We start from the raw sequence: 15,472 nt of genomic DNA on the forward strand, positions 1-15,472 counted from the left end.
AACAGGAACAACCTGTCGATGTACGATAAGGTTGTTCCTGTTTTTATTCATCACCGACAGAATGATAATGGTGCTTGTATTTTTCTCTAAATTCTTTAGGTGTCAAATCGTTCATCTTTTTAAACATTTGAGAGAAATACGTACTATTATTAAAACCGATTTGATCTGCGATTTCATTGACATTGTCATCTGTATATAATAATAGATTTTGAGCTTTTTTCATTCGGTACTGGTTCAAATATTGGGAGAAACTTTTTTTCGTTTCTTTTTTGAACAATTGCCCTAGATACATAACGTTCAGGTGAAGAGATTGAGCAACTGATTTCAAGCTTAAATCACTGGCGTAATCCATCCGAATTTTATCGATCACGTTTTGGACATTTTCAGAATAATCATAAGCAGTTTTTTCTTTTGTGATTTCCTTGATCGTAGATGTCAAAATGCCACATAGTTTATCTACATTCGAGGATCGGTTGATATCATCTAGTATTTGTCGGTATTCTTCTTCATCTAGGTGATTGAACCGCCGATAGATATCCATAAACAGCATAAAAGTAATATGTCTAACATCTTCAGGCCGAGCACCTATCTTTTGTGTTTTTGCAAAGATGTCTGTGATCGTCTCCTCGATCGTCGGAAAGTCTCCAACCATCAATGTTTTGTTAAAATTGATGATATCTGCTGACAAATCAAAATCATCTGAAAACACAGCATATAAAATATTGCTCCCGCTTCTTTCATAGAACTTATAACGCTGCAAGGTTTGATTTGCCTTTTCAAAACTATCTGGAACATCTTCCCAATCGGAAACCGTCTCACCCACACTTAATACCCAATCCTTCTCATCTTGTTCCTGCAATGGATTCGTTAAAAGGAGTTGATTCAACAGGTATTTATTTCCTTTGAAAATATGTATCACTAAGCTTTTATCGCCCAAGTTCCGTGAGAAAAACAGCGTTTGCTGTTGTTGTTTCAGCCATTCACTCAGTACGTTCTTTTTTTCTCTAGAAACTTCAAAAATCAGAACAGTCCAGTCTGATTTATCCGATAGATCAACAAGCTGGCTGAATGCCTCATAATTTCCTGTTTCTAATTCATCATTGACCCATTGAGACAACAAAACTTCACTGTACATTCCTTCTCTTGTTTCTTGTCTATTACGGGTATCCAAACGATCTTTTGCCTTTCTAACACTTTTTAACAACTCAGATTTATCTACAGGTTTCATCAGATAATTGATAGCCCCCAACTGTAACCCGCCTTTTAGAAAGTCAAACTTCTGATAACCAGACAAAATCATGAATTCAAATTGTCGCGCTTCTTTTTGGGCCGCATCAATGAACTCTAACCCAGTCATCTCCGGCATAGTGATGTCCGTGATCACTAGATCGATCTCCTCAGATTCCATCAAAGTCAATGCTTCTTTTGCATTTCTTGCGGTCGCTCTGATCGCGAATCCTTCTTCTTCCCAAGAGATGATCTTTTTTAAGCCATTGACGATCATATATTCATCATCGACCAATAAAACATTATAGCTCATCTTTTTGCTCCTTTTCGAACGATAATATAATAGTCAGTCCGCTGGGTTCATTTGATACCACTTGCATTAGGAATGTCGGACTAAAATAGGCACGAAGCCGCTCATTGACATTTTGCAGACCGATCGAATCATGCAGCTCAATCGTTTGCTGCTTTAGTTTTTCTTGGATCACAGACAGCTTCTGATCAGAAATCCCCTTGCCGTTATCACGAATCATGATCTCTACACGTTTTCCAACTACTCTTGCTTTCACACTGATTGCATTATCATTGCGAGAAAAATCAATGCCGTGGACAAAATAATTCTCAATCAGAGGCTGAATTGAAAACTTAGGTAACACTAATCCTCTAAGCGCATCATCGATTTCAAAGTGATAGGCGATACGGTCAGGATATCTCATTTGATAAAGATAAACATATTTTTCGCAGAAGCTTAGCTCCTTTTCTAACGTTGTTGTTTTGGCTTGGTCTGTATTATTTCTTAATAATGTTGAAAACGCGTAAACAACATCTGCTAACTCTTCACTACCTTCACTTAACGCGTACATTCGGATATACTCCAGTGTGTTATATAAAAAATGAGGACTAATTTGAGATTGTAACGCTCTCATATGAGCATCCTGCTGCTTGATCTCTAATTTATATATATCTGCAATATATTGCTCGATATTATCCAGCATCGTATTGATTCCATTAGAGAGTTCTTTTAATTCAAACTGCGTCATTTTCTCGTCGATCCGTGTATTTAAATCCCCTTGTGTGACTAGTGCCATCGAATCCATGATTATATCTACTTGTTGAGAATACTTCGTAAAGGTTCGATAAAGTAAATATAATAAAATCAGAATCAGGACGCCGCCGCCAACCATTAAAATACGCAAATCGCTCAGCACAGCTTTCACGATCTTCTCCTTGGAAATAGTCACTAGGATATTAAATCCTCCGACCGTTTCTAAGTGCTCTAGTAGATTTTTTTCCATTAACGATTGAATCGGGAGCTCTGAAGTTTCTTTCATACGCTTTTGGATCAGTTCTTGATCCATTTGTTTAGTCACTTCAGTATAAGTCAATAACTGGTACCCTGTTTCTGAAAAAATATAGGCGGATAGTCCATCATAGGTTGTTAAATGCATCAAACTACTTAACATATCTTGTTTGGAAAATTCCACATAAAAGCTTCCAAACACCTCTAATGTCACAGGATGGATCATTGGATACGACAAGTAGAATTTGTCTTCAAGATCAGGCGTCCCTTCTTCTTTCATCCCACCTTTGTTGTCATTAGTAGACAAATAGTACCCTTCATAGTTATTCAAAACCATGATGATCGATTCAATATTTTCATATGTCGTATAAAAATTTTTGACCTGACTAGGCAAAAATAAATAGTTCCCTGTTTTTAGCTGTTCATCATAGGTGTAATTTAAATACTCAGGAATATCAGACCCCATGTAGCGGTTCAAACTATTGATCTTGTCTTGATTATCTGTCAATCCATTCAGCATAGTCTTGCCTTGTAAATTTTTGTCATTGATCGACCGACTGAGCAGATCGACTGCCTCTTGTGTCGTTGCTTTTCCTCTTCCCATCGCCTGCCAATAGGTATTCATCCCTATACTGACCATACCGACTAAAATCAACGAGGCAAGAATCAATGCATAGTTTTTTAGCAGCCGGTTCAATAACGTCTTTTTATAGATGGACAGAGGAAATCTTTTACGCATAGCCCTCCAAACGCTGATCGATCGTTTGACGCCATGATCTAGTCGCTGTAAAACTCCAAATTTGAATCATGGAAAATGTAGCAAAGAGAAATAACCCTTTATACTTCCATGTGATCAAAAAAATCAAGCCGACACCAATAGCTATCTTTAAAAGATTCATAAAGCTAGAGAGCGTTGAAATAACAGCCAGCTTTATCAAATTGATCAAATCGATTTCGTAATAGCTATCTAATAATAACGTATATTGAAATGCAACCAAGCTATAGATCATTCCGAAAACCAAAATAAAATCGATCACCAAGAAAAGGAGTCCTTGAATTTGTACCGATAAAAATAGATTGTATCCCAAAATAAGCAAGAGTATGCCTACCCCATAAAAAAGTAGATTCCCTCTAATCATATTTTCTTTAAAGCTTTGCCAGCCTTCTTTCAGCGTAATGTCTTTATAATTAAATTCATGACGGATGAATAGTTCATTCACCGTCTTAAGTGCTGGGCCTACTCCTGCAATCAGTAATCCGCAGCAGCTGAATAACCAAAAAAACAGATTCAATTTCACAATCACCCAAATTTTGATGAATAACGTTTCTAATGCTTTACCGACCATTTCCTCCGTCCTTTCTAGTTCTCTTCTCTTATAATAAATAACTCATGCAGATATGCCAACTAAAACACTACTTCATAAATAAGATACGCATTATTTATCCTATTCATTTTTAAAAGAACCAAGTAAAAACGACAAATCATCGAAATCACTTGGCTCTCCAGCTCGCTCTATTTTTTCAAGAACTCATCATATTGTTTTTGCATTTCTGTTTGTACTTTTTCATATCCTGCATTGTCCAAAGCTTCTTTCAATTTAGGGATCGTCACTTCTGGATCAACGGTTCCTGTGTTTAAGCCATCCAGATATTGACTCATGACATTAGCGATATTACTTAATTCTGTTTTTACACTTGACGTTACAAAATTAAAGCCTAAAATTGGGGAAGTTTCTGCTTTTGCGATCGATTCATCACGTTCTTTGATCATGTCATCTGTGATCGTATCTTGCGTATAAAGGATCTTATTGTTTCCTGTATTCCAAGCAGCTAGATGCGTATTTGGTTTGTATCCATCCAGCAATTTGATTTTGTCTTCTTTCCCTGAGATTTTCTCCCAAGCTTCGCCTTCGATCCCCCAGACCAATCCATTTAATAATTCCGGATCGCTATTCAGTTGTCCCAAGACTTCAACTGCTTTTTCTTTATTTTTAGATGTATTTGAAACAACGAAATTAGCCATTTGTGCTTGAGCCGTAGATTTCAATGGTGTCGTGAAAGCTTTAGAAACTAACTCTTGGCCTGCAGCATTCGTCAAAATCGTATCACCATAATCATAAGGGCCTTGCGTTTCTTGACGAACAAACCAAGTATTGCCTTCTAATGGAAACTCTGTGTTACTTGTAGCTGCATCTGATGGGATGTAGCCAGCTTGGTACCATTTATGCATCGTTTTCAATGACTCTACAAACTCTTTATTGTCATATTGGTTGATGATTTTATCAGAATCGCCATTTAGGTCTACAGCAAACGGATATTCGTTTCCGATCGGAAAGTCGAAGTCACCTTGTACTTTGAACCCTTGACCAATCGCAAAAGCTGCAACATTCGGCTCTTTTTCATGGAAAGCTTTCAAGACATCCTCCGTATCCTGATAGGTTTTGATATCGTCGATCGACAGATCGTATTTATCTAAATACTGCTTATTGAACGTTAGTACTTGCTGAGAATAGACATTTCCATTTACCGGAAACGCATACAATTTGCCATCAACTAAATTCCCTTGGATATAAGCTTCATCCAGTTGATCATACGCGTCTTTCGCAAATTTAGGTGCAAGTTCAGTTAAATCTGCAAATGCTCCTTTTTGTGCATTCGGCACATAGTTATCAGCAAAAGCAATATCATAATTTTCGCCTGATGATACAATTACGCTCATTTTCTTTTTGTAGTCACCCCAGCCGATATACTGAATATTTAGCTTCACGCCTGTCTTTTCTTCTAAGCGCTTATTCGCCACTTCCATCAATTCATCGTAATTATCAGGCTTGTCACCGATCTGATACATCAAAAGCGTATTTTCATCTGACTTATTACTGCTGCCAGCTGTTTTTTCTTTACTTCCGCCACCACATGCTGTCAAAGTTCCTAAAAGAACCACTGCTATTCCTGCACTTGCGACTTTTTTCCAGTTCTTCATTTCTATTCCTCCTAAATTTATGATCGACACTTATTAAAAACAGAGACGTTTCACTATCTGCGTGAAGCTCTTTTTCTCTCTCTACTGATTCAACTCAAAAACAGTCTATATTTACACCATTTATAAGTCTACTGAATCTCTTTTTCCTTCAGTAGACTTATTGGATTACTCTTTCACTCCACCGATCGTCAATCCTTTTACAAAATACTTTTGGAAAAATGGATAACTTATCGCGATCGGCAGTGTAGAAATCACGACGATCGCCATTCGAGCAGATTCACCTGGGATCGCCGCCATCCCGCCAGATAATTGGCTGCTAGCGCCAGCATTTTGAGTCAGATACTGAATGTTATTTTGAATCTTCATCAATAAATACTGCAGTGGAACTAAACTATCTTTTTGAATATACAATAGTGCATTGAACCAATCATTCCAATACCCTAAAGCTGCAAACAAACTAATCGTCGCAATGCCAGGAACGGCTAATGGTAGAACGATCTGCACAAAAATCCGCAACTCAGATGCGCCATCGATCCGCGCTGATTCAATGATCGAATCTGACACAGACCGTTTGAAAAATGTGCGCATCACGATAATGTTAAACGGACTAACGGCCATTGGCAAGATCAATGCCCAAATCGTATCTTTCAACTGCAATAAATTCGTCATAACCAAGTAATTAGCTACCATCCCCGGAGAAAACAACATCGTAATCAAACAAAATACGGTAAAAAAACGACGGAAGGGAAAGTTCGATCTAGAGATCACATACGCATATAATGACGTTGCTGTACTATTGATCAGTGTTCCTAAAACAGTGACTAACAATGTTACCATCAATGCTTGAATGATTTTATCATTCATTTGACCAAACAAATACGTATAGCCAAACACGCTGAAATCTTGTGGCCAAAAACTATACCCATTGGCTGCCAAGGCTGTTTCACTACTGAATGAGATCGCCACCACAAACAAAAACGGCAAGATACACGAGAGAGCAAAAACAGCGATCAATAGATTAAAGAATAGATTGACCGGCTTATTAAATGAACGAATTTCTACTTTTGACACGGGCTTTTTCTTCAATGTTTTCACTCCTTCTTAGAATAATGCCGATTCGTTGTCAAAACGACGAACGATTCCGTTGGTGATCATCAATAAAGCAAATCCAACTGTGGATTGATATAAACCAGCAGCTGCTGTCATCCCGATATCACCCGTGGCAGTCAATCCATTGAAGATATACGTATCTAAAACAGAAGTTACTTCATATAAAGCACCTGAATTTCTAGGAACATTATAGAACAACCCAAAATCGGCTCTAAAAATATTCCCTACAGCTAAAATCGTCATGATCGTCATCAGCGGTAATAATTGGGGAATCGTTACATTTTTGATCTGCTGCCATTTGCTGGCTCCATCGACCATCGCAGCTTCATAATAGGTTGGATCGATGCCCATAACAGAAGCAAAATAAATAATACTGTTATAGCCGATCCCTTTCCATGTACCAATAAAGACTAAAATAAACGGCCAGTATTTTGCTTCGCTATACCAGTTGATCGGTGTTCCTCCCTGGCTTGAAATCCACTGATTGAAAATCCCTTTATCTGGGCTCAAAAAGGCATAAACAAAATACCCGATAATGACCCACGATAAGAAATACGGCAACAGTGACATCGTTTGATACACTTTCACCAAGCGCTTATTCCGAAGCTCGCTCATCACGATTGCAAAAAATACAGAAATGACAAGGTTCAAAGTAATAAAGGTCACGTTGTACAACACTGTATTTTTCGTAATCAAAAAGGCATCATTGGAAGAAAATAAAAACTTGAAGTTCTCCCAGCCAACCCATGGACTTTCTTTCAAACTTGCAATAAAACCATCTGGGGAAATATGAAAATCCTTAAAGGCTACGACATTGGTCAAAACTGGAATATAAAAAAAGAAGATCATCCAGACCATCGCCGGAACAGCCATTAGGATCAATGCCTTATACCGCCAAATATTTGAAAAGAAAAGCGCACGCTTTGACTTTCTTTTCATCTGCTCAACTCCTTTCTTCAACTTATTCACAACGAAATTATAGCGCTTTCAACTAAAAATAAGAATAAACAAAATATAGTTATTCCTATAAAAAATATAGATACCTCTTTTCCGCAAAAATCCTTTCCGATTGTGTTATACTCAAAAAAACTTGAAAAGAGGGATTCACTGATGGCTATCTATCAAAACACAAAAATAGCAGGAAGCAAAAGCTTGTATATTTCTGGTCAAACGCCAAGTAAAGACGGCTTCACTCCTGAAACGATCTCAGAACAAATAGACATAGTTTTAGAAAAGATCCATGCTGCATTGGAAGAAAATGGATTGACTGTAGAAGAATTAGTAAAAATCACGATTTACCTTACTCATGTTGATTATCTATCAGGAGCTAGAGAAAAACTTGCTGCTTTTGTCGGCAGTTCAAAACCAACAGCGACGCTCGTCATTGTTGCCGGCCTGATCGATCCAGCTTTTAAAGTCGAAATCGATGGAATTGCAGCCTTCTAATTATTTCACAAAAAAGATTGGGGCGTAACTCTGCGAGTTACGCCCCAATCCCTTTAAAAATGACTAGATACTAGAAACGAAAGCAACTACTAGATCACATCAATTTTTAGTATCAAAGATGCTAAAAATCGATGCACTTAGTCCCCAAAGTTGAACACTTCATCTCAACCTTTGTTTCAGTTTTGTTTATTTTGCTTTCATCAATTCTAATGGTGAGTCAATTTTACTTTCAACTTCTTTCCCTTCAAAATGATCATACGCTGCCTGTAAGGCCAATTTACCCATTTCGACTGGTTGTTGTGCAACTGTTGCCCCCATCGTTCCAGCTTCGACTGCTTTGATTCCATCCTCATTTCCATCAAATCCTACAACTAAGACATCTTTTTTCCCTGCTGCCTTGAGCGCTTCGACTGCCCCAAGAGCCATTTCATCATTTTGTGCAAAAACAGCTTTGATATCCGAATTAGATTGTAGAATGTTCTCCATCACACTCAAGCCTTTCGCACGGTCAAAGTCTGCTGACTGACTTTGTACGACATCCAGATCATTCTTTGCGATATTCTCAAATCCTTTTCCACGCTCACGTGTCGCAGAAGCACCGGGAGTTCCTTCAAGTTGAACTACTTTTGCGCCTTTACCAACTTTTTCGATGATGAAATCAGCGGCCATTTCCCCGCCTTTCACATTATCAGAAGCAACTAATGTCAAAATTTCTCCGCCATCAGAACTTCTGTCTAATGCGATCACTGGAATATTCGCCTCATTTGCTGCTTCAACAGCTGGTTGAATCGCAGAAGAATCTACTGGATTGACTAAAATCACATCTACCTTTTGCTGGATCAGGTCATCGATATCATTACTTTGTTTAGAGGCATCATTTTGTGCATCTGAGATGATCGTTTTCGTTTTGTTTTCATCTGCCAATGTGGTGATCCCATCTTTGACTGAAACAAAAAACGGATTATTCAATGTGGAAATACTTACACCGACTTTTAGATCTGCCGCTTTTTTCTCCTCTGTTTTCGTATCTCCTTTTGACTCATTGTCTCCTAAAGTTGCTGCTCCACACCCTGATAAAAGTAACACCGCGGCCATCATCGAAATAAACAGTTTTTTCATGTTGTTTCTCTCCCTTATTTGATTATTTATTTTGTTTTCTATCCAGTAACACTGCAATAATAATGACTAATCCTTTGACGATTTGTTGATAAAAACTCGAAACACCTAATAAATTCAATCCATTATTGATCGTTCCGATGATCAGCGCACCAATCAATGTGCCAAACAAACGTCCTTTTCCGCCAGACAAACTCGTTCCGCCTAATACAACTGCTGCAATTGCATCCATCTCATACGCCTGTCCTGCCGTTGGCTGAGCTGAATTTAAGCGGGACGTTAAAATGATCCCTGAAATAGAGGCCATCAAACCAGAGATCGTATAGATGATCATTTGGACACGATCCGTTTTAACTCCTGCGATTTCTGCCGCTTTCAAATTCCCTCCGACAGCATACGTCTTTTTACCAAATGCGGTTTTGTGCAGAAGAACATATAATAATAGAAAGAAAATCAGCATAACGAAAATTGGAAATGGAACGCCGAATAGATAGCCTTTTCCCATAAACTGAAAAATGAAGCTGTCGCCGATCCCTGTAATTGGGTTACCATCTGTATAAACAAGTGTTGCTCCACGATAAATCGTCATCGTTGCCAAGGTTGCAATAAAAGGGGCCATTTTTCCCTTTGTGATCAAAAGACCATTGATCAGTCCCAAAAATGCGCCTAAAACCATTCCTACCAGCATCGCCAATATAGGAGAAATGCCATTTGCGATCAGCCCGGCTGTCAGTGCCCCAGATAAAGCAAGTGTTGAGCCAACAGACAGATCAATACCGCCAGTCAAAATAACAAAGCTCATTCCAAAGGCAATCAAAGCATTGATGGACACCTGACGCAGTAGATTCAGCAGATTATTCGGTGTAATAAAGCTTGGATTCAATACGGTCACAACGATCACTAAAGCAATCAAAGCTAACAACGGACCTAAAGAACCGAGAGCAAATTTTTTCTTTTTCGTATTTTCCATGATCAGTTTCCTCCTGTAGCTAAGTTCATAATTTTTTCTTGTGAGGCATCAGCTTTCACTACTTCGCCTGCAATCTGTCCTTCTCTGACTACAACGATTCGATCACTTACACTCATCACTTCCGGTAAATCACTTGAGATCATGATGATCGCAACACCGCGCTCTGCCAGCTCATTCATCAAAAGATAAATTTCCCTTTTGGCGCCCACATCTACACCTCTCGTTGGTTCATCCAAAATCAAGACTTGCGGACCAATACCGATCCACTTCGCTAGAACAACTTTCTGTTGATTTCCACCAGATAAACTGCTGGCTGGGACCTCCTTATTTTCAGCCTTGACTGTTAACCGTTTCAATAATAGCTCTACAAAATCGTCGATCGTTTTTTGCTCCAGTAACCCGCGTTTACTAAATTCATCCACCGATGGCAATAAAATATTGTCTTCTAAACTAAATTCAAGGATCAGCCCTTCATCTTTTCGGTTTTCAGTGAGGAACCCAATTCCCTTTTTTATCGCCTCTGAAGGCTTATGGATAGTGATTTTCTCCCCATTTAGCAGAATTTCTCCTGAGTCATACGTATCGATCCCGAAAATTCCCCGCATGATCTCTGTTCTGCCGGAGCCCATCAGCCCTGAAAAGCCAAGAATCTCTCCTTCTTTCACAGAAAAAGATATATTTTGAAACACTCCTTTTGAGCTTAAATTTCTAACTTCAAATTTGACTTCGCCGATCGGATTATTTTTTTCAGGATAAAAATCACCGATATCACGACCAACCATATCATGGACGATTTGATTCACGTCGACTTCTGAAATTTGATATAAGCTTACAGATATTCCATCACGCATCACAGTGATCCGATCGCACAAAGCAAAAATTTCTTCCATTCGATGTGAAATGTAAACAATTGCAACACCTTTGTCTTTCAACCCGCGAATGATTTTGAATAAGTTATCGATCTCCGTTTCTGAAAGTGCCGCGGTCGGTTCATCCATGATCAGAACTTTTCCATTTGTCATCAATGATTTGGCGATTTCCAGCATTTGTTGCTGACCAACAGACAGCGTATCGACCTGAGCATCCAGTGATAAAGAAATATGCAGTTCATCAAATATTTTCAGCGCTTCTGCCGCCATTTTTTTCGTATCCAACAAACCAAATTTCGTCTTTAACTCTCTATTCAGATACATATTTTCCAAAACTGTCATGTTAGAAAACGTATTCATTTCTTGGTGAATAAATGTGATCCCAAATTCCTCTGCTTCTTTTGCGTTTTTAAAGTATCGTTCCGTACCATCGATATAAATTTTCCCCGCATCACGCTTATGCAATCCCGTCAGAATATTCATCAACGTGGATTTTCCTGCACCATTTTCGCCCATCAAGGCATGGATTTCACCTGATTTCAGTTCAAAATCCACCCCTTCCAGCACCTTATTTGTTCCAAAACTTTTGCTGATCGCTACCATTTTCACTTCCATGAGACTGCTCCTCTCACTTTCTAAAAGATTACAGCGGACTGTAAAATCACATTTGCATATGGTGTATCTTCTCCCGTACGAATGATCACCTTCACATCATTGCTCAATTGTTTAAACTCTTCATGAGAAACATACGCAATAGAAGGAAGAACGCCTTTTATTTTTTCATGAAGTTCAGTATTATTTTCCTTGATTTCACTCGCTACTATTGCCTTTTCTACCGCAACTTCTGCTAGAATCAGCTCTAAAACGGAGTAAAAAGAAGGGATGCCTTGTTTCAAGGAAATATCGATTTCTTTGATATGTTCCGGTACAGGCAAGCCGCAATCACCAATGATGATCCGGTCTGTATGTCTTAGATCATCAACTACTTTTGCGATCTCTGAATTTAAAATCCCACGTTTTTTCATACAGTTGCCGCCACCTTCTCATATGCTGGAATCCCGCTTTGCGCGCCTTTTGTTTGAATCGCGATCGCTGATGCGGCATTTCCAAGTGCCAAACTTTTTTCAATCGATAAGCCTTCTAAAATTCCTTTAACGAAATAGCCATTAAATGTATCTCCAGCTCCGGTCGTGTCCACAACAGTGTCTACCTTTTTAGCTGGGACAGTGATTTGTTTTTCTCCATCAAAGAAGACAGCACCTTGATCCCCAAGGGTGATGACCAGCTTGTTCGGATAATTGCGGAGCATTTCTTCTTGACTTTGATCTGGAAATAATAACAATGCCTCATGTTCATTCGGCGTTAAATACGTGACTTTATCCAAGTACCTTTTAGGAATTTCTTTTGCCGGTGCCGGATTGTATAACACAGCGATCTGACGCTCAGAGCAAAATTCGATCAAATATTCGATCGTTTCCATTGGCATTTCATTTTGCAAGACGATCATATCCATTTGTTCTAGTTTTTCACGATAAGACTGAACGACCTCGACTGAAATCAAATCATTTGCACCTGGTACAATAATGATTCGATTATCACCATCCTTGATTTGAATATGCGCTGAGCCGCTCTCAACATTATCATAGGTTTGGATCATCTCTGTGTTGATACTGTTGTTTTTCAAATTATCGATCAGCGACCGTCCAAAAGAATCGTTGCCAACAGCTCCCAGCATAAATACATCTAGTTCTGATCGACTTAATGCGATCGCCTGATTCGCTCCTTTACCGCCAAAAAATGTCTGAAATGCCTCACCAACAACTGTTTCGCCTTGGTTCGGGATTATATTGGTTGTTACGACAAAATCCATTGATATACTACCTATTACTGCTACTTTCTTCATTTTCTCATCTCCATCCAGAATGTGTAACCGGTTACCTATGACCATACATTAACATCTTTCGATGAAAATGTAAACCCTTTCAGCGTAAACTTTCTCCTTTTTGTAGCGAGACTGGTAAAATTGTTTCACTCTTTCGCTGCTCTTCACCCGTTAAAAGATCGACCATCAACATCGCTGCCGTCTCTCCAATATCATAAACCGGCTGCTTGATCGTCGTTAATTTTGGGTAGGTCATATCAGCAAAAGGAATCCCGTCATACCCCATGATTTGTAGATCTTCTGGGATGTTCAATCCTCTTTGCTGTGCTTTTTGCATGATCTTCAGTGCAAGATAATCATTTGAAGCGATCACCGTATCAACGCCTTGATACTTTTCAAAAAACGTCTCTGAAATTTTATCGACCTCATCTACATTGAACGAACTCGTTTCAAACACTTCATAGGAAAATTTTTCTGCTTCCAATGTATCCGTCAAGCCCTTTAATCGTTTTCTAGCACTTTCAAAAGATAAGCTACCAGTAATGATCAATAGCTTTTTGAATACTGTCTTTAAAATCTCTGTCCCAATAATTTGTCCGCCCAAGTAATCATCCGGCAGCACTTTTGTAAAATTTCCTTCATAGACACGGTCGATCCCAACTACAGAGATCCCTTCGATTGGATCGATCGGCAATGCGGTAATGATTCCACTCACATTATTTTGAATGAAGGTCGTAATATACTGCTGCAGCTGTTCTTCTGAATCTGAGGTATTTGCCAAGAGCATCATATAGCCATTTTTGATCAATGTCTCCTCGATTCCTTTGGCTAAAAGCGGAAAATAAGGATTGGCAATATCCGGTAAAAGTACGCCGATGATTTTTGATTTTTTCTGAAATAAGGAGCGAGCTACTTCATTTGGGACATAATTCAATTCTTCGATCGCTTCAGCGATTTTTTCTCCTGTTTCACTTCTTACATAGCCATTTTTATTGATATATCTGGAAACGCTCGCGACAGATACGCCAGCTCTTTTTGCTACATCTTTGATCGTCACCATTGAAACGCACTCCTGTCTTTTGATCTTATAGGTTTATTTTAGAGGAATGGGGCATAAAAAGATAGTCGCAGCAGACGTCTTTTTTGACTGCAAAAAAAAGACAGACCATTGATCGTCTGCCTTTACATGTCGATTAGATTATTCTTTGACACTTTTCAAAATATAATACCCTTTATCCTTTGTCACGATTTCTACATTCCCGAATACATCCAGCATTTTCTTTTCAGCACTGGGTGCACCTTGTTTTTTCTGGATCACGACAGTCAGCGTACCGCCTGTGACAAGAAGCGGATGCGCTTCGCTCAAAATCTCATGAACGACTTTTTTTCCTGCTCGGATCGGTGGATTGCTAATGATCGCAGCATACTGTTTTTCGTGCAGATCCGCATAAATGTTCGATGGATGAATATCTACATTTTCCACCTGATTTTTCTTAGCATTCTCTTGTGCCAATGCAATCGCTCGTTGATTGACATCGATCATTTCGACCATTCTTCCGCTCAATGAAGCAAGGGGCAACCCAATCGGACCATAGCCGCAGCCAACATCCAGCAAACGACCTTCTGGCAATTCTTCCCAATCAAACGCATCGATCAACACCCGAGAACCAAAGTCAACGGTATTGCGAGAAAAAACGCCACTGTCTGTCAAAAACTGAAATTTCTTTCCTCTTAATTCAAAAGACCACTGCTCTAAATCATGAGCAAGATCCGGGTTTTCTGTATAATAATGATTCGCCATTTTCTTCTTCCTAACTATTTTCTTTTGTCATCAGTCTACCTTTTATTTCCCGAACAATCAAGGCAGCTAAAAAGTCGTAGCCTGTTCTAGAAAAATGCAGCCCATCTGCTTGTAAAAACTCATCTGTACCGGGGTAAACGACCATTGCTTGATACATGTCGATCACAGGAAGCTGATATTTTTCTCCAATGACTTTTACTCGTTCCACATATGTCCGAATCCGGTCATCATCTCTTGTTGGTTTGCGGCCGCAATCGACATAAGGCGGCGTTAATAAAATTACTTTTTCTGCACCGACTTTTTGGATCATCGTTTCAATATTTTCCGCATACTTTTCTAACGGTACCAAATTATCACTATTCGTATCATTAGCGCCAAAGAAAATAGTGACCATATCAGGCTGCTCAGCCAGTACGTCTTTTTCTAAACGTTTCATCGCATCCTCAGTTGTATTTCCTGGAAATCCTGCGTTGACGATCTGAATATCTTCTAACTGCTGCGCGGCTAGATCCTCCGTGATCAGATTTTGTAAAATTGGCGTGATCGCCTCTTCTCCGTAGCCTGCTGTGATACTATCACCAAATAGAACTAGTTTTTTCATTTCTCAGTCTCCTTCCAAGACTTTTTTCTCTATTTATCATATCATTGAACAAGCTATTTTGCCGAGTCAAAGAATTATTCCAGCGTAGTCCCAATTAAAAAGAAAGCACAAAGAATTTTATTTATAACAAAATAAATATTAAAAATAACTAAATGAGTTGAAATAATAAAAGC

General features: G+C 38.9%; 15 protein-coding genes. 1 reads left to right on the forward strand and 14 read right to left on the reverse strand.

The window, feature by feature from the left end; translation table 11 throughout:
- Nucleotides 1-43 precede the first annotated feature (43 nt).
- The 6 genes from IGI58_RS05580 to IGI58_RS05605 form a co-directional block, all read right to left on the reverse strand.
- The gene (locus IGI58_RS05580; RefSeq protein ID WP_087641978.1) at nt 44-1,540 is read right to left on the reverse strand and encodes a response regulator transcription factor; all 1,497 of its coding nucleotides are present in this window, start codon (nt 1,538-1,540) and stop codon (nt 44-46) included.
- Complete coding sequence (locus tag IGI58_RS05585; RefSeq protein WP_429954232.1) at nt 1,530-3,263, reverse strand: sensor histidine kinase; 1,734 nt, start codon at nt 3,261-3,263, stop codon at nt 1,530-1,532. The genes IGI58_RS05580 and IGI58_RS05585 overlap by 11 nt, the downstream gene beginning before the upstream one ends.
- Nucleotides 3,256-3,870 (reverse strand): YesL family protein, encoded by a 615-nt coding sequence (locus tag IGI58_RS05590; RefSeq protein WP_087641976.1) that lies wholly within the window; start codon nt 3,868-3,870, stop codon nt 3,256-3,258. Before IGI58_RS05590 ends, IGI58_RS05585 begins: the two co-directional genes overlap by 8 nt.
- Nucleotides 3,871-4,037: 167 nt before the next feature.
- On the reverse strand, nt 4,038-5,504 hold the full coding sequence (locus tag IGI58_RS05595) for an ABC transporter substrate-binding protein (protein WP_429954231.1): 1,467 nt from the start codon (nt 5,502-5,504) through the stop codon (nt 4,038-4,040).
- Between the two features lie 165 nt (nt 5,505-5,669).
- Nucleotides 5,670-6,590: a carbohydrate ABC transporter permease gene (locus tag IGI58_RS05600; RefSeq protein WP_087641974.1), complete on the reverse strand. Its 921-nt coding sequence runs from the start codon at nt 6,588-6,590 to the stop codon at nt 5,670-5,672.
- Between the two features lie 15 nt (nt 6,591-6,605).
- Nucleotides 6,606-7,553, reverse strand: coding sequence for an ABC transporter permease (locus tag IGI58_RS05605; RefSeq protein ID WP_087641973.1), 948 nt, complete (start codon nt 7,551-7,553; stop codon nt 6,606-6,608).
- Between the two features lie 171 nt (nt 7,554-7,724).
- Between IGI58_RS05605 and IGI58_RS05610 the strand changes: the two genes are divergently transcribed.
- Complete coding sequence (locus tag IGI58_RS05610) at nt 7,725-8,060, forward strand: RidA family protein (RefSeq protein ID WP_429954230.1); 336 nt, start codon at nt 7,725-7,727, stop codon at nt 8,058-8,060.
- A gap of 186 nt (nt 8,061-8,246) precedes the next feature.
- Here the strand turns inward: IGI58_RS05610 and IGI58_RS05615 are convergent, their stop codons facing one another.
- The 8 genes from IGI58_RS05615 to IGI58_RS05650 form a co-directional block, all read right to left on the reverse strand.
- A complete protein-coding gene (locus IGI58_RS05615) occupies nt 8,247-9,179 on the reverse strand; it encodes a D-ribose ABC transporter substrate-binding protein (RefSeq protein ID WP_225534686.1) in 933 nt (310 codons plus the stop codon).
- A gap of 22 nt (nt 9,180-9,201) precedes the next feature.
- Nucleotides 9,202-10,146, reverse strand: coding sequence for an ABC transporter permease (locus tag IGI58_RS05620; protein ID WP_087641970.1), 945 nt, complete (start codon nt 10,144-10,146; stop codon nt 9,202-9,204).
- A gap of 2 nt (nt 10,147-10,148) precedes the next feature.
- The gene (locus IGI58_RS05625; RefSeq protein ID WP_429954229.1) at nt 10,149-11,630 is read right to left on the reverse strand and encodes a sugar ABC transporter ATP-binding protein; all 1,482 of its coding nucleotides are present in this window, start codon (nt 11,628-11,630) and stop codon (nt 10,149-10,151) included.
- 20 nt (nt 11,631-11,650) lie between these two features.
- Nucleotides 11,651-12,040, reverse strand: coding sequence for a D-ribose pyranase (rbsD, locus tag IGI58_RS05630; protein ID WP_429954228.1), 390 nt, complete (start codon nt 12,038-12,040; stop codon nt 11,651-11,653).
- A complete protein-coding gene (rbsK, locus tag IGI58_RS05635; protein WP_429954226.1) occupies nt 12,037-12,918 on the reverse strand; it encodes a ribokinase in 882 nt (293 codons plus the stop codon). The genes rbsD and rbsK overlap by 4 nt, the downstream gene beginning before the upstream one ends.
- A gap of 79 nt (nt 12,919-12,997) precedes the next feature.
- The gene (locus IGI58_RS05640) at nt 12,998-13,957 is read right to left on the reverse strand and encodes a LacI family DNA-binding transcriptional regulator (protein ID WP_429954225.1); all 960 of its coding nucleotides are present in this window, start codon (nt 13,955-13,957) and stop codon (nt 12,998-13,000) included.
- 138 nt (nt 13,958-14,095) lie between these two features.
- Nucleotides 14,096-14,698: a class I SAM-dependent methyltransferase gene (locus tag IGI58_RS05645; RefSeq protein WP_429954224.1), complete on the reverse strand. Its 603-nt coding sequence runs from the start codon at nt 14,696-14,698 to the stop codon at nt 14,096-14,098.
- A gap of 10 nt (nt 14,699-14,708) precedes the next feature.
- Nucleotides 14,709-15,299 (reverse strand): SGNH/GDSL hydrolase family protein, encoded by a 591-nt coding sequence (locus IGI58_RS05650; RefSeq protein WP_429954223.1) that lies wholly within the window; start codon nt 15,297-15,299, stop codon nt 14,709-14,711.
- Nucleotides 15,300-15,472 lie beyond the last annotated feature (173 nt).

The sequence above is a fragment of the Enterococcus sp. AZ020 genome (assembly GCF_050499205.1).
Taxonomy (GTDB): domain Bacteria; phylum Bacillota; class Bacilli; order Lactobacillales; family Enterococcaceae; genus Enterococcus_L; species Enterococcus_L dunnyi.